The sequence below is a fragment of the Salinimicrobium oceani genome (genome assembly GCF_012037645.1).
Genome location: NZ_JAAVJR010000002.1, coordinates 258,660 through 279,770, shown reverse-complemented (window position 1 = coordinate 279,770; position 21,111 = coordinate 258,660). Strand labels below are relative to the sequence as shown.

Here is a 21,111-nt window from a genome sequence, read left to right as displayed (position 1 = left end):
GGTATAACAAGTTGCCCACAATATAGAAATCGTGGTAAAAATAAAATTTTGTGTATTCTTAATTATTTGTCTTTTTACGAGCTGTAAAACGGTCAAAAATGCTCCTGATCCTTATAAATCAGATTTATATCTATCTGAGAATCTGACGGATTTTACATCGCGAATGACGGACAAGGATACCGTACTCATCTTTGCGGAACTTAATATGGAATGGTGGATCAGACGTGACGAAATCAAAGTCACCAAAAAAGATGACCAAATCAGACTCGATACAACAATTAAGGAAGATTCGACATTTGAAATGAAATACGAAATGCGGACTAAAAAGCTACCTCAAACAGTTATTCAGAATGTTGAGGAGTTTGAAAATCACTTCGAAAATAAAATTGCTCGAACCAGGGATACCTCCGTTAGACAGTATATTTATAAAATTATTTCACCTAACGACACACTAACATTTTACACCAACGGATTAAGTGATAAAGGTCGCGCAGTAAATGAATATTATAAGTTTATGAAACAATATTATCCGGAGGAGAAAGAATTTGAATTTCCAGAAATGGAATTTGAAGAAGTGGAAGGTTTCACGTTCTGAAAAAATACTGTGGGCAACAATGAATAACACAAATTGCGGAATACCTCTCAAAAATGGCATTTTTGAGTACCTTTAAAACTAAGTCTTTAACTGACAAATTCGAGTTCCCAAGCCGCAACTTGCGTTATTCGGGACGTTACCCAACATGTTATTAGTGAGAGGAATTCTTGATAATTAGTTGACAAATGATTAAATTTATGTAGTTTTGTCAACCGACTAATTTTGAATTATGGAAAATCTCGTAGCACACAGAATAAAGAATGCACGCATTCTCAAATGTTTATCTCAACAAAATGTTGCGGACGAAATTGGCGTTTCAAAACAAATGGTAAGCAAATATGAAAAGGGAGAAGCATTACCGTCAAGTTCCAAATTCATAAAACTCTCAAGACTATTTGGTCTCAAGATAGATTACTTTTTCAGTTCATTTCAAATTGAACTGGGCGAAATAAACTTTAGAAAAAAATCTACTTTTTCATTAAAGAAACAGAATTCTTTAAAAGAACAAATCAAGATCAGTTTAGAGAATTATCTCTGGATCGAGGATGTACTTTCTATTGACTATACTTTCAAAAATATTATTGAAGGTATCAAAATACAAAGCATTGAAGATGTTGAAAATGTGGTTCTGCAATTAAGAAATGAATGGGAAATCGGCATTGATCCTATCCATAATATCATTCAATTACTGGAAGATAAAGAAATTAAAGTTATAGAACTTTTTGATGTTGATGAAAAATTTGATGGAATGGCAACTTATGTCAATAATAAGTTTCCAGTAATTGTAGTAAATGGAAACTTTCCAGTGGAAAGAAAAAGATTTACTTTACTTCACGAATTGGGACATCTACTTCTCAATCTACCAGAATGCAATCCTAAGGAAGAAGAAAATTTTTGCAACAAATTCGCCGCAGAATTCTTATTTCCAAAACAAATCGTAATCAAGGAATTCGGAGGAAAAAGGGACCATATTACCCTGACTGAATTAATTTCTACTCAAAAAAAATACGGCATAAGTATCCCAGCTATTGTATATAGATTGGTCGACTCAGGGATCTTGTCTAAACAGAGACATACCAATTTCTATAAAAAGATCAGATTTAATTCATCTTTAAATAGAGAAATTAATTTAACTCGATTTGAGACTCCAGAAAATTCTAATCGTTATGAAAGACTTGTATATAGAGCATTAGCTCAAGAAAATATTTCATTTAGCAAAGCTTCTTCCCTATTGAACAAAAATATTGAAGCAGTAAAGGAAAGCTCTTTAATATAAGCATCTGAATTATGAGAATTGTAATTAATGATGCTAACATTTTGATTGATTTAGCTAAACTAGAATTAATTGAAACCTTTTCAAGACTTAACTTTGATCTTCATACAACAGATTTCATCATTGAGGAGCTAAATGAGGAACAACTTATTCCAGTAAATCAATTAATTAAGAGCGGAAAACTAACTGTAATAGAAACCGAAGAAATTCAAGATTTCCAAGCCATTACAGATATTCTCTCAACTAGTAATGGATTAAGTTTCGAAGATTGCTCCGTCTGGTACTATAGCAAAAAATTGTCAGGTGCATTATTAACGGGAGACGGTAAATTGAGAAAACAAGCCTCAAAGGATGTAGAGGTAAGAGGGATAATTTTCATTTTTGATGAATTGCTGAAGCAAAATCTTCTAACCTTCAGTGTAGCAATTGAGAAAATTACGATCCTCTATCAGTTAAACAACAGACTCCCTAAGAAAATATTAGACGATCGTCTCCAATTATGGCGTGAGGAAAAACACGTTGGCTAACAAGGAATAACACAAATTCCGGAATACCTTCCAAAAAAGACATTTTAAGCTAGAATTAAAAATCATAGTTCATTAAAAAATCCAAGTTTCTGGAATTACAACTTACGCCTTTGGAATTGTTGCACTCTATTCTTCTGGCGGTATAACTACACAAAATCATATCTTTAGAGAAATCCAGACTCTAATGATAAAGTTCTTCAGGAGAATTCGCCAAAGATTGCTGACTGAAAATAAATTCAGCAAATATCTGATCTATGCAGTTGGAGAGATCATCCTGGTGGTTATTGGAATCCTCATTGCTTTACAAATAAACAATTGGAATGAAACAAGAAAAATAGAGGTTGTCGAAAAAGAAATTCTGAATGTTTTGCTTGCAGATCTAAATTCCGCAAAAGGGTTTTCAGCTGAATATATTCGGAGCGAGGAAAATTATCTTCACGTCCTTGAAACCATACTCCACAATGATTCCATAAAAACTATTGTAGGCGACCATGATAAAACCAGAAAATATTTCAATAAGGCATTTTGGGACTTTGAGATAAAGATTCCAGTAATAAATACTTACTCCGATTTGAAAAATGCTGGTAAAATTGCAATAGTTCAGAATGACTCTATTCGAGATCGGCTAAGCATATTAGAGGCAAATATTTATAATCTTGATAAGCTTATTCAAGACAGGATGAATGTCCACCAAATTAGGATTGATGAAATTTGTGTAGAGAATATTAATTTTCTGCAGCTTTTGAAGTATAGGATGCCAAATTACAATATCTCAGTAGGCCCAAGAAACGACTACATTGAGATCATGTCAGATCCCAAGGTGCGCAATTTAATGGGAATCAAATCTGTTCTAACTGCAGAAGCATTAGGTTACCGGAAAGATCTACACAATGAGATCGAATCCATTATTCGCTTAATTGGAAGTGAATTAAATGAAAATTAATAAAGAGTAGAATTGAGGGCATGACAAGCCTATTCGCAATTGCGACCATTCGCCCAAAAGTAAGTTTATAGAAATCAGAAACCGAATTGGAAAACCCCATTTATAATCCCTCAATTTGCTAAAATACAGAAGGTTAATTTTCAAATCTTTAAATAAAAAAATGAAATTTCGCTCCCTTTATAAAGCCAGGACCGAGAACCTGGGAGTAACAATGAAACCTGCGGAGTTGAAGAAAGTGTTGAATGGAGACCCGGAAAGATTTCACTTCCATTGGGTGACGGACAGCAGTTTTATCATCAGCTTGAATTTTTCCTTCGGCAGCAATTTGGTGTGGGATGTAAACCGGCCAAATACTAATAGTGAGATCCTTTTTTACGGGAAACTAAGTGAGATAGAGAATTCCAAAACGAAAATTGAACTGAAAACAAGAAGCAAAACTTTTCTTGCTACACTGTTGGTCGTTCTACCATTGCTTGTTGTTTTTCTTCAAATAATTTTCAGGTTCGAATGGCCAATTTTCCTGCTCCTGTTTGCCTTCTTTCCGCTTGCGATTTTGGGATTGCTGCACTTCATTAGAAGCGAGGAAGATGGATTGTTACGGCTTTTCCAGGAATACCTCAATGACGAGATCATGAAGCACGAAAAGAATGTAGCCGAGAAGCTGCTATAAAAAAGCCTTATCATTCGGTTCCCACAGTTCGATCTTATTGCCTTCGGGATCCATGATCCATCCGAATTTCCCGTAGTCGAAGGTCTGCATCTCCCCTACGATCTCTACGCCCTCTTTCTTTAGTTCTTCCAGCAGCTCTTCGAGATTTTCCACCCGATAGTTGATCATAAACTGCTTTTTTGAAGGTTCATAATAGTCGGTGTCGTCCTTCATAGGGCTCCACTGGGTGGAGCAGTCGTTTCCTTCTTTATCCTTCCACCAGAAGGTGCTCCCCCACTGGTCTGTGTTAAGGCCGAGATGTTTGTTGTACCAATCTTTTGTGGTCTTGGGATCCTTAGTTTTGAAGAAGATCCCACCAATACCGGTTACTCTTTTTTTCATGATATCTTTTGTTTTAAACAGAGAGTTTTTCTTAAAAGCAGTACGTCATCCTGAATTTATTTCAGGATCTCAAAATCCCACTAAACCGGAAGCTGAAACAAGTTCAGCTTGACGGAAAATCTATAGATCCTTAAAATGATCTGTGATCTTATGAGCAATGGTATCTGCCAGCTTACGGTGGGATTCCACGGTCCAGCCGGCCACATGCGGACTCAGCAGTACATTTGGCATCACCAGCAATTCCTGCAGCGCTTGTGGCATTTCGGCGCCTTCAGAAAACAGGCTTTCAAAAGAGCCTTTTTCATACTCCAGCACATCAAGGCCTGCACCCAGGATCTTCCCTGATTGTAAGGCTGCGACAAGATCTTCGGTCACTACGCTTTTGCCGCGGGCGGTGTTGAGCAGCCAGAAGGGTTTTGCAAAAGCCGCAATAAAATCCTTATCCACCATTCGGTTGGTTTCCGGAGTCCAGGGGGTATGTAAACTCACCACATCACATTCTCTTCGGAATTCTTCCAAAGAAACCTGTTCAGCATACTCATCTCCTACCCCTTCTAAAATGTCAAAACAGAGCACCTTTACATAAAAGCCCTGCAGTTTTTTTGCAAAGGATTTCCCCATATTTCCGTAGCCAATGATCCCCACCGTTTTTCCTTCCAGTTCTACGCCGCGATTGGCTTCTCTGTACCACAGACCTTCCCGCACCTGCCTGTCGGCCTGATTTAGTTTATTGAACAGGGACAGCAGCATTCCAAGGGCATGCTCGCCAACGGCATTCCGGTTGCCTTCGGGAGCAGAAAAGAGTTTTACTCCGCGTTTCTCTGCGTGTTCCACATCTATACTTTCGAGCCCCGCACCTACGCGGGCGATGAATTTCAGGTTTGGTGCGGCATCAAGAAAGGCTTTACCTATGTGAAACCGACTTCTTATCACGATTCCATCATAGAGATGCTGATTTTCCAGGATCTCCTGTTCACTTTGGTCATAGGCTTCGATATTATGATGCCCGGCTGCTTCAAGTTGTTGGATCAACGTGGGATGATTGGAATCGGCGTGCAGAATGATCATGAAAAATCAGATTTTTGGATAGTGAGATTGGGTAAGGCTGTCTTTCACGTCGCCGGTATGTTTGGTGCTCAGCTTCTCGAAAAGCATGATATGAACTTCCTCGCCATCTTTGGTCATTGGGCAATGCTTGACGCCTTTGGGAACAATGATGAGCTCTCCTTCCTTTACAGTCTCTGTTCGATCTTCAAACTGAAGATACAAAGTGCCCTTCAACACCTGGAACAACTCGTCTTCCTCATCGTGCTGATGCCAAACGAATTCATCTTTTACTTTCGCCACCAGCACCTGCATATCGTTCACAATTCCTATTTGCCTCGGATGCCAGTGGTTGCTGAATTTCGTTAGTTTTTCCTTTGGATCAATTGTTTTCATAAAAGGATTTTTCAAATCTATTCTAATGAAGAAGCAAGTTACACAGAAAATTGGATAGGAGATTGTGGGTAGCAGATTTCAATGTTTTTAGCCACGAATTCACGAATATTTTCTGCGGAAATTTGTTAACCTGCGGGAGATAGGTTTAAGCACTTGGGAAACCGGGCATATCTCTTTCATAAGAATCTTCCTTAAGAGACGTTGGATTTTAAAATTTGAAATTTGGTGCTTGGTGCCTGGAATTTGGTGCCTGGAATTTGGGTTCTTTAGAATCCCAGAATCATTTTGGCAATAGTGAAGTAAATAAGGATCCCGAAAATGTCATTACTGGTAGTGATAAAAGGACCGGTGGCCATTGCGGGATCGATCCCGAATTTATCCAGAATAATGGGCACAAAGGTCCCGATCAAAGAAGCGATCACGATCACAGAGACCAATGAGATCCCGACAGTTAGTCCAAACCAGAAGTCGAAGCCCAAGAGGAAAATTCCGCCAATGATAAGCAGCAGTGCGAGCGCAGCGCCGTTCAAGAGGCTGAGCAAAATTTCTTTTATGAGTCGGTTCCAAAGAGAACCGCTCAGGCTTTGATTGGCCAGACCTTGCAGCACAATTGCGGAAGATTGCACACCCACATTTCCTGCCATGGCCGCAATTAACGGCACAAAAAAGAACAGGGCAGCATGTTCCTGCATGGCGGCATCAAAAGTTCCCAATACGGTCACAGAAACAAAACCTCCCAAAAGTGCCAGAATAAGCCAGGGTAATCTCGCCCGGGTGAGTCGCAGGATGGAATCATCGGCCTCCACATCTTCAGAAATACCGGCAGCGAGCTGGTAATCTCTTTCCGCTTCATCCCGAATAAAATCCACAATATCATCAATGGTGACACGCCCTACCAGCCGGCCCATTTCATCCACGACGGGAATAGCTTCCAGGTCATATTTCTGCATGATACGCGCCACTTCTTCGCCTTTGGTGTGAACGGTAACATAATCTACCTTATCGATATAAACATCGCTAATGTTTGCACGACTAGAGGCGGTAAGCAGATCTTTAAGTGAGAGCCGACCTTTGAGCTTGCCCTTGTCATCGACCACATAAATGGAATGGACCCGCGTAACATTCTCACCCTGGGCCTTCATTTCGGCCAGCGAGCCGGTAACACTCCAGTTCTCGTTGACTTTCACGAGCTCCTTTGCCATGAGTCCGCCGGCAGAATTCTCGTCATAGCGCAGCAGCTCCACAATATGCTCGGCGTGCTCTTCGTCGCTCATTTCCTGGATCACCTCCTGCTTTCGTTCTTCAGAAAGTTCGGCGATGATATCGGCAGCGTCATCGGTATCCATATTCTCGAGCTCCTCGGCAATTTCCTTGGCCGAAAGATTGTCGAGAATGCGTTCCCGCACGTCTTCCTCCAGCTCCATAAGAGCCTCGGAAGTTTTGGTGCTGTCAAGCAGCTTTATGATATAGGTAGCCTGGTCGAGGTCAAGTTCATCAATGATCTCGGCAATATCGGCATGGTGCACCTCATCCAGCAGCTGCAGGAGCTCGGCATCACGCTTCTCTTCAATGAGATGCTGAATGTGCTCGATATATTCTTCGCTTACCTCAAATTGCATGCGGCTGGATCTTTAGTGTAAGTTCAATGAACCGGGCAGTACTCAGCTGCTCCGGGCGAAGGCCAAAGATACTATCTTCTTTAATATTTTCGGGCAGGTCGAAGATCTTCAGACTATTCCTCAAGGTTTTTCTTCGCTGGTTAAAAGCGGTCTTTACCACCCTGAAAAACAATTTTTCATCGCAAGGCAGGGAAAGCTCTTCTTTTCGGGTAAGCCGAAGCACTCCACTATCCACTTTTGGCGGCGGATTAAACACTGAAGGCGGCACAGTAAAAAGATACTCGGCTTCGTAAAAAGCCTGTACCAGAACAGAGAGAATTCCGTAGGTCTTACTGCCCTCCTTTTCACAGATCCGCTTTGCAACTTCCATCTGAAACATGCCCGAAAACTCAGGAATATACTCCCGCAGCTCCAGCATTTTAAAAACTATCTGTGAAGAAATATTGTAAGGAAAATTCCCGATAATGGCGAATTGATCCTGCTTAAAAACTTCGCTGATGTCGTACCTCAAAAAGTCCTTTTCATGGATCTTTCCTTCGAGTGCAGGATAGTGCTCATGAAGATAAGCCACGCTTTCCGTGTCTATTTCAATGACATGAACATCCGTCTCCTTTCTAAGTAAATATATTGTGAGCACGCCCATCCCCGGACCAATTTCCAGGACGTGAGGATAACCTTTATAGCTCAAGGTATCGGCTATTCTTTCGGCTACAGATTCATCGGTAAGAAAATGCTGGCCCAGGTGTTTCTTGGCTCTTACATCTCCTTCCTGAGGCGCATGCGCAGCAGAGGTTTGGTGTTTCCCACCTTTCTTTTTGTAGTTTTTCTTCATGGAAAGTGGGTATGTTATTGCTCGCTGATGATCTCCAATTCGGTCCTGAAGGCTACGAATTTCCCTTCAAAAGGAGCTGTTTTGCTCCGCAGTGTTTTGGCATCTTCGTCGTAATACCGCTGCAGCATCTGCTTGTTCTCGGTAGTATATTGAACAGAATAGGTCACGCCGCCCATTTCCTCATTCACCATTACCCTTGTCATAAGGGCTTTTTTGAATTTTCCGGTGTTGAGCATATCAGGAATATGTTCTTTTTTCATCCATTCCACCCACTCATCGTGGATATCTTCCTGAATATTTATAGTGACGTTGTAGATATACATAAGATGCTTATTATTTCGTGGCAGGAGGACTGTCAGATGAATTCTTACTCCAGCTCGTCCCCCCGTAGTTGCCGGAATTTTTTCCGGGCGTCGACAAAGTAAATACTATCGGCGTAATTAAAGATAATTTTTTCATAAAACTCCTGCGCCTTCCCCGGTTGTTCCAGTTTTTCGGCATAGAGTTCGGCGAGATAAAAATGCGCATTATCTCCTAAAATGCCATTTTTGTAATGCTCTATAATAGCGAGATAATTCTGTTCAGCTTTAGCATATTCCCGGGCCTGCTCATAAAGCCCCGCTTGTTTTAAAAGCGCATCATCTTCTATTTTCTCGCCTTTGTGTTCAGACAAAACAGCATCCAGAACTTCGATGGCTTTGCTGTTCTTTTCCTGAAATGCCAGAAGATCGGCACGTGCGTATTTTTTCAATGCAGTTCTTGTACTGTCTTCCTGAGAATTCTCGCTTATTAACAGGCTAAGTTCCATGGCATCGTTGGCAATAAGCTGGGAAGTAGCCGATTTCAATACATCCAGCTGAATCGTAGCCCAGTCAAAATCGCCTTTATAATAACTTGTTTTTGCCACTTTAAATCTCGCCATCTGTGCGATCACATCATTTTCCACAAGGTTTTGCACCTGAGAATAATAGATCAACGCCTGATTGAATTTCTCATCCAGCACAAGAATGTCTGCCAATGCCATTTTTAAAGCTGCTTCTTCAAACTTCTTAAGCACTCTGTTCAAAAATTCGTTCAGGATCTTCTGCGCTTCCGAAATCCTGGCTTGCTTGAAAGCCAGAAAATTAGCGTAGTCGATGTACAGGGACAACATGTGAGAACCATTTCCATAGGTGTCAAAAAGGGCATTATAACCTGCCTCTATTTCTGAATATTTTTCCTTCGGAAGGGTCTCCTGCAGGATATTCAATCTTAGCTGATGCGCCTGAAGTTTGAGATCTTCATTGGGCGCTTCGGCAATAACAAAATCCAGGACCTCAAGCGCCGTTGCAGGTTGTCCCTCTTCCCGCGCCATCACCGTAAGCCGAAGAATAGCACCCAAGCCCTGATCTGAACGGCGGTAGATCGCCTTCTCCTGCTGAAATGCCTTTTGATATTCCTTTTGCTGCACAAACAGCCAGCTCAACATGCTGTTGAACAAAAGATTCTGGTCCTCCTGAAGCTTTTTAAGAAGCAGTCTTCGAAAGATAAGATTCGCCTCATTGGCTGGATCATCTGTAATGAACTGCCCGTAAATTCGGCTCACGCCCGGCAAGAGATTCGGATTGTTCCCCAGCACATCAATATAGTTGCTGAACATCTTTTCTATTTCCCCCTGTTCCCCGTAAAGTCTCGCCAGCTGAATATTGTATTCGGCATCGGGATTCATTTTCATTCCCAGTTCATAAGCCGTTACAGCACGGTCGAGTTTGCTGTACTTCTCAAAGGAACGGGCAATGGAAAAAGCATAATTAGGTCGGGATTCTATTGCCCTTAAAGCTTCGGCATAAAATTGATCGGCCTGGGCAGGATTTCCCTGCAGCTCATAATTATGGCCCAGTTCCACCAAATAATGCGGCGCATTGGCGGTGTTATTCACCCTGTCCTTCAGCAGTTTTTCTGCCTGATTGTATTTTTCGAGCTGCTGGTAGGTGGCTATTAAGCCGTAGAAAAAAGAAGCGTTATGTGGTTCCTGCTTCAGCAGCTTTTCGTAGATGTTCTCTGCCTTTGCGAACTCCCCGCGATCGAAATAGTTCTTCGCCAGTTGTTCTGACTGGGAATAGCCTGAAATAACTGTGAAGAGAAGGATGAGAAGGAAGTAGAGGTCGCGCATCCCGGTTTAATTTTTATAAAGATAAGAAAATGCTCTTTTTAGAACCTGAAAGAGAGCTATTTATTCCTAAATAAGAAAGACCTCACAGGTTTTGGAAACCTGTGAGGTCTAATATAAAAGAATGATTTCTTCTAGTCAATTATATCAAAACCTGTGTAGGGCACCAGCACCTCCGGCACTTTTATTCCCGCAGGGGTCTGGTAATTCTCAAGAATTCCGGCGAGAACGCGTGGCAAAGCCAGGGCGCTTCCGTTAAGCGTATGCACCAATTCCTTTTTGCCTTCTTTGTTCTTATATCGCAACTTCAGCCTGTTGGCCTGAAAAGTCTCGAAGTTTGAACATGAGCTAATTTCCAGCCAGCGATCCTGTGCCGTAGAGAACACTTCAAAATCATAGGTCAAAGCCGAAGTGAATCCAAGATCCCCACCGCAAAGTCTAAGGATGCGGTAAGGTAACTTTAGGTCTCTCAAGATATCTTTTACCTGCTCTACCATATTGTCAAGAGCAGTATAGGAATCCTCGGGCTTTTCAAGCCTTACGATCTCCACCTTGTCAAACTGGTGCAGGCGATTTAGTCCTCTAACATGCGCGCCATAAGAACCCGCTTCTCTCCTAAAACAAGGAGTATAACCTGTACAGGCGATAGGCAGGTCGCTTTCGGTAAGCATTTCATCCCTGAACATATTGGTAATAGGCACCTCGGCAGTTGGGATAAGGTAAAGATTATCTTCGGTCACATGGTACATTTGCCCTTCTTTATCGGGCAGCTGTCCTGTACCGTAACCAGAAGCTTCATTGACCATCAATGGCATTTGAAATTCGGTATAACCTGCTTTGACATTCTTGTCTAAAAAGTAAGAAATAAGAGCTCTTTGTAGTCGGGCGCCTTTTCCTTTATAAACAGGAAAACCGGCACCGGTGATCTTGTTGCCAAGTTCAAAATCAATGATGTCGTATTTCTTGGCGAGTTCCCAGTGTGGCAGGGCACCTTCGGCAAGTTGCGGCACCTCTCCTTCCTTGAAGACCTCAACGTTATCTTCTTCCGAATTTCCTGCCGGAACGAGGTCGTTTGGAATGTTTGGAATATTGTATAAGGTCCGGTTAAGCTCCATAGTGGTAGCCGCCAGTTTTTCAGATAGTTCTTTGGTAGATTCCTTCAGGTCTGAAGTTTGTTGCTTCAGCTGATTCACCTTCAGGTGCTCTCCTGTTTTGAACAGCATTCCGATTTCTTTGGAAAGGCGGTTAGATTCAGCTAGTTTTTCATCGAGCTCAGCCTGGGTGGAACGACGGGTTTCATCCAGTTCAAGCACTTCAGAAAAAATATCTTCAGCATCAAAATTTCTCTTTTTTAAGGCCTTAATATATGCCTCTTTATTCGCCCTGATATTGGCTACCTGTAACATAGTCTTATTTTTTGAAGATTTGCCGAAACGGCATTTCCGGAATCATAGAGCAAAAATAGCAAAAGCCCGAAAACATCAATCTATTGAGGAAGGTAAAATCCAGGGAGCATGGCCAAAATGATCCCATTTTTGAGCTGCGAGATCGACTTTAGGATCAATAAATGGCTTATAAGGTCTCCCGTTCACGCTTACTTTGCTGTCAACATAAACTTCAACCTCTTTACCCACCTGTTGAAATTCCTTTTCAAGATGCTGCGCAAATTGCCAGATCATGTCGGGTTTGGAACCTATTGCCCGCTGCTGTTTCCGGGATAGATATTTACTGTTTTGAATGAAAAGAGTATCCTGCGGCCTTGCCTTGTCGACCACTTTAAACTGAATTCTCCCCGACTTCGACCTCAACATCATACGCCAGCTAAGCCGGTGCCCTTCTTCTGTCCATAGCACATCATCCTTAAAGAACCAGTGTCTCACTGGCAGCGCAAGTTGCACTAAGAACCAAATTCCGAGGAAACCTAATAATAGATTTCTGTATGCTGGCACCACGACATCGTTGCCGGCATAATAAGGCTTTTTCCACATGAAATACTGATGGATCCTTTCCGTCGGAAAAAAGAAAAGGGTAAATGCCAGCGCCAGATAAGGGAATATGCCGATATGAAAGATGAAGCTGTTGAAGAGATGAAAAAATATGGCTGCCAAAAATGCGAAAATCCGCGTTCTTTTCCAGAGCAATAGCGGAATGATCAAGAGATCAAAAAAGAAACCGAACCAGGCGATGCTAAGATGTACCCAATCCTGCTGCAGAAATTCTCCTACCAGCCAGTAATCCCTGCGCGCTTTCATTAGCAATGCCGGGAGTGTTCCATTGAGCCAATCTGGGTATATTTTAGCGATTGCGGCGTAAGTGTAAACGATCCACATTTGCAGTACCAGCAGTAACCATACCCAGCGCGGCATACTTATTTTCTGAAGATGTGGTTTCTTCCACACATCTAAAGCCGCATATTTATGCGCCGGCACAAGGACCATGAGAAAGCAAAGCAGCATCAACAGGTAGTAATGATTGTTATAGCTGGACTTCTGCATAAGGTACACGCCAGACCACATCACTGCATACATGAAGATGCTGAACCTGTATTTAAACCCCAGCATCACGAAGATCCCGAACAAGCCCAGAATCCCGTAATACCACAACATTCCATTGCCGGGCAATGGTTGCAGAAACTCGAAGCCAATAAAATTAAAAGTGAACTGAGGCTCAATAAAGGCGCGACGGATCCATCCGGAAAATATAGCTCCGAAGGCTTCGGCAGCTAAAAGGAATCCGAACATCATTCGGAAGACTATAAGAGCTGAATTGTCGATTCGCCTGAAGAGCCATTTATCCACCATAATTATCCCTGATAAATTGCATGCTGAAAGCCTGGTCTTGCTTCATCGCGGTCTTAAGGACTTCGATATTCTCAAACTTCTTCTCATCTCGTATCCGGGTAAGCAGTTCTATGGAAAGAGATTTTCCATAAAGATCTTTCTCGAGTTCAAAAAAGTGCGTTTCGATGGTTTTCGTCGTTCCTCCTACCGTTGGATTCGTGCCAATACTCATCATCCCAAATACCACTTCCCCATCAATTAAACTTCTTACGACGTAGACCCCGTTCTTCGGAATGAGCTTATAACTTTCTGACACTTCCAGATTGGCAGTTGGAAATTCAAATTCCTTTCCTAGGCCTTTACCTTTTACTACAGTTCCCGACAGTGAAAAAGGATAGCTGAGATAGCGGTTTGCTTTTTCTACTCTGCCTTCCAGTAAAGCATTTCTGATCTTTGTGGAACTTACCGCCACGTCTTCAACATCCTGCTTGGAGATCTCCTCCACTTCAAAATCATATTCCCTACCAAACTCCCGAAGATCATTAATATCTGCCGTTCTGTTGCGGCCAAACCGATGATCATAGCCAATGATCACCTTTTTTGCCTTTAATTTTGTCACCAGGATATCCCTTACAAATTCCCGGGCAGACAGCCTGGAAAACTGCTGAGTGAATGGGTGAATGATCAAATGATCTATGCCACTCTTTTCAAGGATCTCCTTGCGCTCTTCTATGGTGTTAATGAGTTTGATATCGGCATCCTTTTGCAGTACCATCCTGGGATGTGGAAAGAAAGTAAGTATGGCCGATTCCAGATTTCCGGCTTTACTCGCATTTACAAGTCTCTCAATGATTTTTTGATGACCTACATGTACGCCATCAAAAGTTCCAATGGTGACTACTGTATGATGACTGCTGCTAAAAGCATTCGCTCCTTTATGTTCTTTCAAGGCTTCTGCTATTTCCCGTTAAAGGTATTCATTGTATTGTTTATTCCTGCGGTTCCAAAGGACCGGATGATCTCTGCCGATTTATCCAGCCGCTCGGGTAACTTTTTGGTCTCCTCCTCATCCCATTCTCCCAGCACATAGTCTACCTGCCTGCCTTTTGAGAACTCATCACTTATTCCAAAACGGAAACGGTTGTACTGAGTAGTTCCCAGTTGCACCTGAATGTCTTTTAACCCATTGTGCCCACCATCGCTCCCTTTGGTCTTTACGCGAAGCGTCCCAAAGGGCAGATTGAGATCATCTGTGATCACCAATAGATGCTCCAGCGGAATCTTTTCCTTTTGCAACCAGTAATTTACAGCTTTCCCGCTAAGGTTCATATAGGTGGAAGGTTTGAGCAAAATGAAGCTGCGACCTTTGAATTTATATGTGGTAACCTCCCCCAGTTTCTGGGATTCGAAAGTAAGATCTTCCTTAGCTGCAAGGTGGTCCAGTACTTTAAATCCAATATTGTGGCGGGTGTTGTGATATTTGGGGCCAATATTTCCTAGCCCTACAATGAGAAACTTTTTCATAGGAGAAACTTCTTCTTTAGAATCTTCTTTAGACTTCCTGCTTAAAATCCTACCAAAGAAAGAGAGCATAGCGTTCTTTTTTGGTAAAAATAAAAAAAGCATCCCGAACGGGATGCTTTATATTTTGAATAAGAATTTTGAACTTAATCTTCTTCTTATTGCTCAACTTCAGTTGCTGGCACTTCATCTGCTGCAGTTTCTTCACCTTCTTCCTCTTCATCATCAAGAGCAACAACGTTACGTGAAGTTCTAACCTGGCAAACAACAGTATTATCTGGGTGCATGATCTTAAAGTCATCGCTTTTTAAGGCAGTAACATACAATTTGTTACCAATCTTAAGAGAGGTAATGTCAGCCTCGATAAAATCCGGAAGATTTCCTGGAAGACCTTTTACTCTCATGCGACGAAGGTTAAATCTCAATACCCCTCCATTTCTTACTCCACGGGCAACCCCTACAGTATGAACAGGAATCTCCATCGTAATCTCTTTGTCTTCGAAGATCTGATAGAAATCAATGTGCAAAATTGCATCGGTAACAGGGTGGAACTGAATGTCCTGAAGAACAGCATTAAATTTGCCACCATCTTTCAGGTCAATTTCCACTGTATGCACATCTGGTGTGTATACAAGGTCTTTAAAAGCAATCTCTTCTGCTGAAAAATGAATTGGCTCGTCTCCCCCGTATAATACGCAAGGAACCTGTCCAGCATTACGTAAGGCTTTTGTAGCTTTCTTGCCTACGCTTTCTCTTTTAGATCCGTTGATCGTAATTGATTTCATTGTTAAAAATTTTAGGCTGCAAAAGTAAATCTTTTTTTCAGCTAATAAAAGCTTAGCGCCTAATTATTTATGACACGGAATATTTTCGGAGAATCATGAGGCAAGAGTCAAGAGTCAGGATCAGTTACCACTGAATACTGAACCCTAAATCCTTCGTACTTCTAAGTTCTAAATTCTACCTTCAGCTTACATGATGAAATTGGAACTGATGGACCTGTTACTGTGCACCCTGTTCATCACATCGGCAAAAAGATCGGCACAGGTGACTACGCGAATTTTCTTGCTTTCCTTTTTAAGCGGAATGGAGTCAGTCACGATCAATTCTAAAAGTTTGGACCTCTCTATTCGCTCATAAGCTTCCCCAGAAAGTACAGGATGAGTACAAATGGCTCGTACACTAAGAGCACCTCTTTCCATCATCACATCTGCTGCCTTTGTCAAAGTACCAGCTGTATCGACCATGTCATCTACAAGCACAACATTGCGCCCTTCCACATTTCCAATTAGTTCCATATGTGAGATCACATTCGCTTTTGCACGCTGTTTATAACAAATCACCACGTCGCTTTCCATAGTTTTGGAATAGGCATAAGCTCTTTTTGATCCCCCCATATCTGGAGAGGCAATAGTAAGATTCTCAAGGTTAAGACTTCTTAAGTATGGCAGAAAAACGGTAGAAGCAAAAAGATGATCCACTGGCTTCTCAAAAAATCCCTGGATCTGGTCGGCATGTAAATCCATGGTGATGATCCTCGTAGCTCCGGCTGTCTCGAGCATCTTGGCCACCAGCTTGGCAGCGATAGGCACTCTTGGTTTATCTTTTCGATCCTGTCTAGCCCAGCCGTAATAAGGAATTACCGCTGTAATATGTCTTGCAGAAGCCCTTTTTGCAGCATCCAGCATAAGCAGCAGTTCCATTAGATGATCGGCCCCGGGATGGGTCGACCCAATAATAAATACTCTTGAGCCTCTCACAGATTCTTCAAAGGAAGGTTGAAATTCGCCATCACTATAAGTGGAGGTGATCACTTTTCCCAGTTTTGCGCCATAGGATTCGGCGATTTTTTCGGACAGTTCACGGCTTTGATTACAGGTAAAGATCTTAGCTGCGGTGGATACTTCAGGCATTGTGTAGTGTGTTGTTTGTTGTTGCCCTGCAAATTTAGAAATAAATCTTTGGAGATAGTGGCGTAAGAATACTTTCTTCAGAAAAACCATCCCGCCCATTCTCCATAGTCGCCACAGCATAACCTCTCAAAAATGTCATTTCTGAAGATAAAATTTTTACATTAATCTCTTTCCAAAAAATAAAAATTCATACTTTTGCCCACCATTAGATCATGCTGTGGTTTTATAGGCGATCTAAAATGTTCAGTTCATTCTAAAGTACATTAGCTCGAGTGGCGGAACTGGTAGACGCGCTGGATTCAAAATCCAAACTTAAAAGAGCGTAAAATGTTAGGCCGAAGTGGTGGAATTGGTAGACACGATGGATTCAAAATCCATTGCTGATAAGGCGTGCGGGTTCGATTCCCGCCTTCGGTACGAAAAAGAGCTGAGATGAAAATCTCGGCTTTTTTTATGCTCAGGTACAACATAGGTACAACATTTAAGTATATTTAATGAACTCATTAAAAATGATTTCATTTGGTATCATTAAGCTAAAATGAAAATCAACTTTTACGGGCTTATATTCAGAGTTTGAGATGATTGAACTTTTTTAAGTAAACATTTAATCCGATGGTCAAGATTGATAGACAGATTAACACTTTAATCCAAAAGTGTATAAACACAAAAAAAATAGAATTTCCTAAAGTGGAAACAGCTAATTGTGGCCTACTGTTGAAAAAAGAAATCGTCCTACAAATGGAATCAAATCCTGAATTTATTAAGCTCAACCCAAATTCTATTGAATTTAACGAAGCCCTACTTAAAGAAGCTGAAGTTAAACTTGAAAGAGAAATGCCTAAGAATATTGTGGGAGCTTTTGGTTTTGTAGAAGATTTTCAGGAAAAATTAAAAGAGGAAAATGGAATTGCCAAAAATGTAATCAATGGTTACGGCAGTTTGATTAAGGGATTACAAGGTTATATTTTACATAGACTGCATTCAGATGGATTTGATGTCAAAGGATATTTTTTAGACAAATTGAAGCCTAAAGGAGAAAGAGAGAAGGAACTCTTCTTATTTGAACAGCACCTTTATAGATTCCTTCCATATTCAAAATATTCAGCAAAAGATATTTGGGAGATATGTCAGCGAACACTTGCTTTTGACGACCGATATTACGTGGATGAATTTGCCCGTAAGCTACCGTTCAACAATTTTGATTTAGCAAAAAATATTTATTCTATTGCCATCAGGTCAGAACAACCCAATGATACATTTTTCATAGCTAGCCTTTTAATAGGACTTCACAATAATGGATTTGAAGGGGTATTTGAAAAGGCATTTGAGCTACAAAACAAGCATCCGCAACAGGGCTATCACGTTTTAAATTCGTTACAAAACCTTTCAGACGAGCAAAATAATTCGATATTCGAATTAGTCCATAATGATTATTTACCAGAATCTATTGGTAGTAAAACTCAAGTTATTTGCGGTTTAATCGACAATCCAAAAGTAAGTGAAGAACTGCGGAAGGGTTGTTTTAATTTAATTACCACCTATCTTCAAAAAGAAAATAAGGAACTTGTTAAAATTGCCTTTCACAGAATAATCTATAATCTTAAGTCTTTTGAGGCTGAGAAATACAAATTGCTCCACATTTATTTTGAAAATACGCAGGATATTTCCGTTATAGAAAGCTTTTTCTATAACTATGAGCATCCCGAGCATTTATTTCACCTAATGAAAATGTTTTACCTAGCTGGATGGCAAAGAGGTTCCATCAACCGATTTGAAAGTTCCATTTTCCATTTTTGGAGTAATAATATACAAGAAACAGAAAAACATATCCTTGAACTTTTTAAGCCTGAGGACAAGTTTGGTTTGCTTCCGGTAGAAATTATAATGACTGGAAGTTTTGGGGCACTTCCAATAGATTTGCTGAAATTGGACACAAAACAGGAGCAGGCAAAGGCGATTGAAGCTATTACCTTGTTTCCACATACTTTTGACAAATTACTTCCAATAGTTCTTCCATTAAGACGTTCGCCTTATCCGGAAGTTGTAAAGTTTCTTCAGATAAAACTCTCTGAACTGATATATGATGCCTACCATAGGTCTTTACTGGACGACATAGAAAACCTATTAGATGAATCTAAAGAAGATAAAGCATTTGTACGACCGTTAAGGGAAGCCTATAAAAATTATGAATCTATTGTATCAAAAAAGAAATCTATAAATGACCTAAACCCCTATGAAAATGAACGGGATTTAATGGATTTGTATTATAGTCTAGAACACGAGAATAGAGCCAAAATGATGCAAGATATTAATGAGAATCCCAATGGTATTCTTGCGGCTGTGGGGAGGAGTACAATAATAGTTAGGGGCAACAGTTGGAAGCAAGAACTTGAAGATAAAGTGATGCCATTAGGGAAAGTAGAATCCAGTTTTATACTTGACGCCAGATTGTTCAAAAATCCCGACCTGCAAGAGTATATTTTAAATACCTACGATAAGAGATGAATATTAAGCAACTAGTGGTTAAGGACTATCTGGAATCTTTAACAGAGAAAGACGAGCTAAATCGTATTTTCCCTCTTTTATTGGAAAGTATGGGATTTGAGATTTTGTCTAAACCGACCGAATATTTGGGTTTGCAAGAATATGGCAAAGACATTGTGGCTGTTGGGATTGACGAAGATAAAGTTAAAAAGCGATTCTATTTTGAACTAAAGGGTGGAGCGGACAGAAATATCACTACGAGGAACTTTTACGGTAAAGATGGAATACAGGAATCAATTACCGAAGCAACTTATACGCCATTTGTATCGGCGTACCCAAAATTCCAAGAACTACCCTTAAAAGTTGTAATTGTGCACAATGGGGTTATTGAAGGCGGCCTGCAAAAAACCTTCGAAAACTTTTTGGTCAAAATAAGTAAACCTGTAGATAACACGGTTTTTGAACGTTGGGATATTGCACGTTTAACCGCTATGTTCTCTGAAAACCTTTTCGGGGCATACCTACTTACTGATTCTTCCACCACAAAACTTTTCAATAGAGTTTTGGTTAATTTGGATACATCCGATGGGGTTTCACGAGACTTTATAAAACTTATCGATTCATTATTTGAAAAGATTGAATGGAAAGGCTATAAAACTAAAATTCCAAGAAAATGGCAATTACTTTTTGAATCCTTAAAACTAATTTCATTCATAATTTACACGGAGTCTAAAGAATATAACAACCTTGACATTGCAAAACGCTACCTTACTCATTTGGTATTACGATATTGGTACTGGGTTTTGAAGAATAACCTGGAAAATAATAAAAAGGTGCTCAAGCACTTTAATCAGGTAATGCTGTTTTTCTATGAAGTATTGCAACAGTATTTTGATAGGACTCTTTCCATAGTACAAACAAAAGATGGACTTTACGCAGAAAATGGTGGTATGTCTGAACAGGTGGGTTATACCCAAAGAACTTTCGACTACTTGGCTTATTTGTTGATTCTAATAAATATGGAGAAAGCTTGTTTCCCAGACTACGACTTACTAGATGCTAGAACTGGAGTTTACAATGTTGTTCAGCACAACTCGGTTTCTAAGCGACCTTTGCTGGATATTCACTCATTGGTCATCGTCAATACCATAGAACTTTTTATACAGACAGATGATGTTGATGCAGCGAAAGCATATCTTAAAAGTATACTTGCTACAATAAAATATAGAAAGGAAAAATCTGGAATGCTACCGGATGCCAACAATAGTATTCAAAATGTTATTAAATATACGGTTACAGGAACTAAACCAGTTTATTATTCGGATTCCACCTCGCCTTTGTTGGCAGTTTTATTAGAGTATATTGCTCTTTTTGGTTTGGAGGAAGAATATAACCAATTGAGAATTTTCGTCAAAAAACACGATATCACTTTGGGACTTTTTATTCCTCATCACAGCAAAAATTCAGTGTCTGAAAACCTCATTGAGGATAAAGAAAACGACCTCGAAGAACAGTTATTTTCGAAACCTCTGCGAGATGGATATCAAGTGGATACAAGACTTACAAAAAATTTAATAGACGAATTGCCTTTTGAAGAGTTTAAGGAAAAGATAAAGAAAAGAAAAGATGAATTTATCTATGAATATCGTACTGATAAAGCAGGATATGCTTTTCTGAAAGATTTGGCACATTTCTATTTTCATACACCTTATTTTCCTGACAAATGGAGAAATGTTACAGATGGTTTGTTAAAATCCCAAGGATAAATTTCGGTAGACATATTTGATTTATGGCGTAATTCTAATTGAAGTGAATTAATCGAGTCATTATCCATTTAGCACATTCCCCTGCATTTCGCGAAAAGCTACATTCCGGGAAAAGCGCTTCATTACAAAGGTCTTGAACCCAACTCCAAAGCTTCCGATTTCCATTCCACTTGTCCGCCCTTTCCCGAGAAAAATCGGGAAGCGGTCAAACTCCATTC

20 protein-coding genes and 1 tRNA gene are annotated in these 21,111 nt (G+C 40.5%); 8 read left to right on the top strand and 13 right to left on the bottom strand.

What is annotated here, in order from left to right; translation table 11 throughout:
- Positions 1–31 precede the first annotated feature (31 nt).
- The 5 genes from HC175_RS04775 (at position 32) to HC175_RS04755 (ending at position 4,008) form a co-directional block, all read left to right on the top strand.
- The gene (locus tag HC175_RS04775) at positions 32–595 is read left to right on the top strand and encodes a hypothetical protein (protein ID WP_168137329.1); all 564 of its coding nucleotides are present in this window, start codon (positions 32–34) and stop codon (positions 593–595) included.
- Positions 596–824: 229 nt separating this feature from the next.
- Positions 825–1,871, top strand: a complete 1,047-nt coding sequence (locus HC175_RS04770; RefSeq protein WP_168137328.1) for a helix-turn-helix domain-containing protein — start codon at positions 825–827, stop codon at positions 1,869–1,871.
- A gap of 11 nt (positions 1,872–1,882) precedes the next feature.
- Entirely contained in the window at positions 1,883–2,395 is a 513-nt protein-coding gene (locus HC175_RS04765) for a PIN domain-containing protein (RefSeq protein ID WP_168137327.1), read from the top strand.
- Positions 2,396–2,579: 184 nt separating this feature from the next.
- Positions 2,580–3,338, top strand: a complete 759-nt coding sequence (locus HC175_RS04760) for a DUF6090 family protein (protein WP_168137326.1) — start codon at positions 2,580–2,582, stop codon at positions 3,336–3,338.
- A 160-nt stretch (positions 3,339–3,498) separates the two neighbouring features.
- A complete protein-coding gene (locus tag HC175_RS04755; protein ID WP_168137325.1) occupies positions 3,499–4,008 on the top strand; it encodes a hypothetical protein in 510 nt (169 codons plus the stop codon).
- Here HC175_RS04755 and HC175_RS04750 read toward each other — a convergent pair.
- From HC175_RS04750 to HC175_RS04690, 13 genes are all read right to left on the bottom strand, one after another.
- Positions 4,003–4,389 carry a VOC family protein gene (locus HC175_RS04750; RefSeq protein WP_168137324.1) on the bottom strand — a complete coding sequence of 129 codons (387 nt, stop codon included), beginning with the start codon at positions 4,387–4,389 and terminating at the stop codon, positions 4,003–4,005. The two genes, HC175_RS04755 and HC175_RS04750, sit on opposite strands and share 6 nt — an antisense overlap.
- A gap of 120 nt (positions 4,390–4,509) precedes the next feature.
- The gene (locus HC175_RS04745; protein WP_168137323.1) at positions 4,510–5,457 is read right to left on the bottom strand and encodes a 2-hydroxyacid dehydrogenase; all 948 of its coding nucleotides are present in this window, start codon (positions 5,455–5,457) and stop codon (positions 4,510–4,512) included.
- A 6-nt stretch (positions 5,458–5,463) separates the two neighbouring features.
- Positions 5,464–5,829, bottom strand: coding sequence for a cupin domain-containing protein (locus HC175_RS04740; RefSeq protein WP_168137322.1), 366 nt, complete (start codon positions 5,827–5,829; stop codon positions 5,464–5,466).
- Between the two features lie 266 nt (positions 5,830–6,095).
- Positions 6,096–7,448: a magnesium transporter gene (gene mgtE / locus HC175_RS04735; RefSeq protein WP_168137321.1), complete on the bottom strand. Its 1,353-nt coding sequence runs from the start codon at positions 7,446–7,448 to the stop codon at positions 6,096–6,098.
- Entirely contained in the window at positions 7,438–8,280 is an 843-nt protein-coding gene (rsmA, locus tag HC175_RS04730; protein ID WP_168137320.1) for a 16S rRNA (adenine(1518)-N(6)/adenine(1519)-N(6))-dimethyltransferase RsmA, read from the bottom strand. Before rsmA ends, mgtE begins: the two co-directional genes overlap by 11 nt.
- Positions 8,281–8,294: 14 nt before the next feature.
- Positions 8,295–8,603, bottom strand: coding sequence for a DUF4286 family protein (locus tag HC175_RS04725; RefSeq protein ID WP_168137319.1), 309 nt, complete (start codon positions 8,601–8,603; stop codon positions 8,295–8,297).
- A 44-nt stretch (positions 8,604–8,647) separates the two neighbouring features.
- Positions 8,648–10,432, bottom strand: coding sequence for a tetratricopeptide repeat protein (locus HC175_RS04720; protein WP_168137318.1), 1,785 nt, complete (start codon positions 10,430–10,432; stop codon positions 8,648–8,650).
- Positions 10,433–10,563: 131 nt separating this feature from the next.
- The gene (gene serS / locus HC175_RS04715; protein WP_168137317.1) at positions 10,564–11,835 is read right to left on the bottom strand and encodes a serine--tRNA ligase; all 1,272 of its coding nucleotides are present in this window, start codon (positions 11,833–11,835) and stop codon (positions 10,564–10,566) included.
- Between the two features lie 75 nt (positions 11,836–11,910).
- Positions 11,911–13,230, bottom strand: a complete 1,320-nt coding sequence (locus HC175_RS04710) for an HTTM domain-containing protein (protein WP_168137316.1) — start codon at positions 13,228–13,230, stop codon at positions 11,911–11,913.
- Positions 13,220–14,158: a bifunctional riboflavin kinase/FAD synthetase gene (locus HC175_RS04705; protein ID WP_168137315.1), complete on the bottom strand. Its 939-nt coding sequence runs from the start codon at positions 14,156–14,158 to the stop codon at positions 13,220–13,222. Before HC175_RS04705 ends, HC175_RS04710 begins: the two co-directional genes overlap by 11 nt.
- Positions 14,159–14,166: 8 nt before the next feature.
- A complete protein-coding gene (gene pth / locus HC175_RS04700; RefSeq protein WP_168137314.1) occupies positions 14,167–14,802 on the bottom strand; it encodes an aminoacyl-tRNA hydrolase in 636 nt (211 codons plus the stop codon).
- A gap of 86 nt (positions 14,803–14,888) precedes the next feature.
- Positions 14,889–15,515, bottom strand: a complete 627-nt coding sequence (locus tag HC175_RS04695; RefSeq protein ID WP_168137313.1) for a 50S ribosomal protein L25/general stress protein Ctc — start codon at positions 15,513–15,515, stop codon at positions 14,889–14,891.
- A gap of 186 nt (positions 15,516–15,701) precedes the next feature.
- Positions 15,702–16,643 carry a ribose-phosphate pyrophosphokinase gene (locus HC175_RS04690; protein ID WP_168137312.1) on the bottom strand — a complete coding sequence of 314 codons (942 nt, stop codon included), beginning with the start codon at positions 16,641–16,643 and terminating at the stop codon, positions 15,702–15,704.
- Positions 16,644–16,977: 334 nt separating this feature from the next.
- On the opposite strand from HC175_RS04690, the gene HC175_RS04685 reads away from it, so the two are divergent.
- From HC175_RS04685 to HC175_RS04675, 3 genes are all read left to right on the top strand, one after another.
- Positions 16,978–17,060 (top strand) — tRNA-Leu (locus HC175_RS04685).
- A gap of 195 nt (positions 17,061–17,255) precedes the next feature.
- Entirely contained in the window at positions 17,256–19,148 is a 1,893-nt protein-coding gene (locus HC175_RS04680; RefSeq protein ID WP_168025950.1) for a hypothetical protein, read from the top strand.
- Positions 19,145–20,893 (top strand): hypothetical protein, encoded by a 1,749-nt coding sequence (locus HC175_RS04675; RefSeq protein ID WP_168025951.1) that lies wholly within the window; start codon positions 19,145–19,147, stop codon positions 20,891–20,893. The genes HC175_RS04680 and HC175_RS04675 overlap by 4 nt, the downstream gene beginning before the upstream one ends.
- The last annotated feature ends 218 nt before the right edge of the window (positions 20,894–21,111 follow it).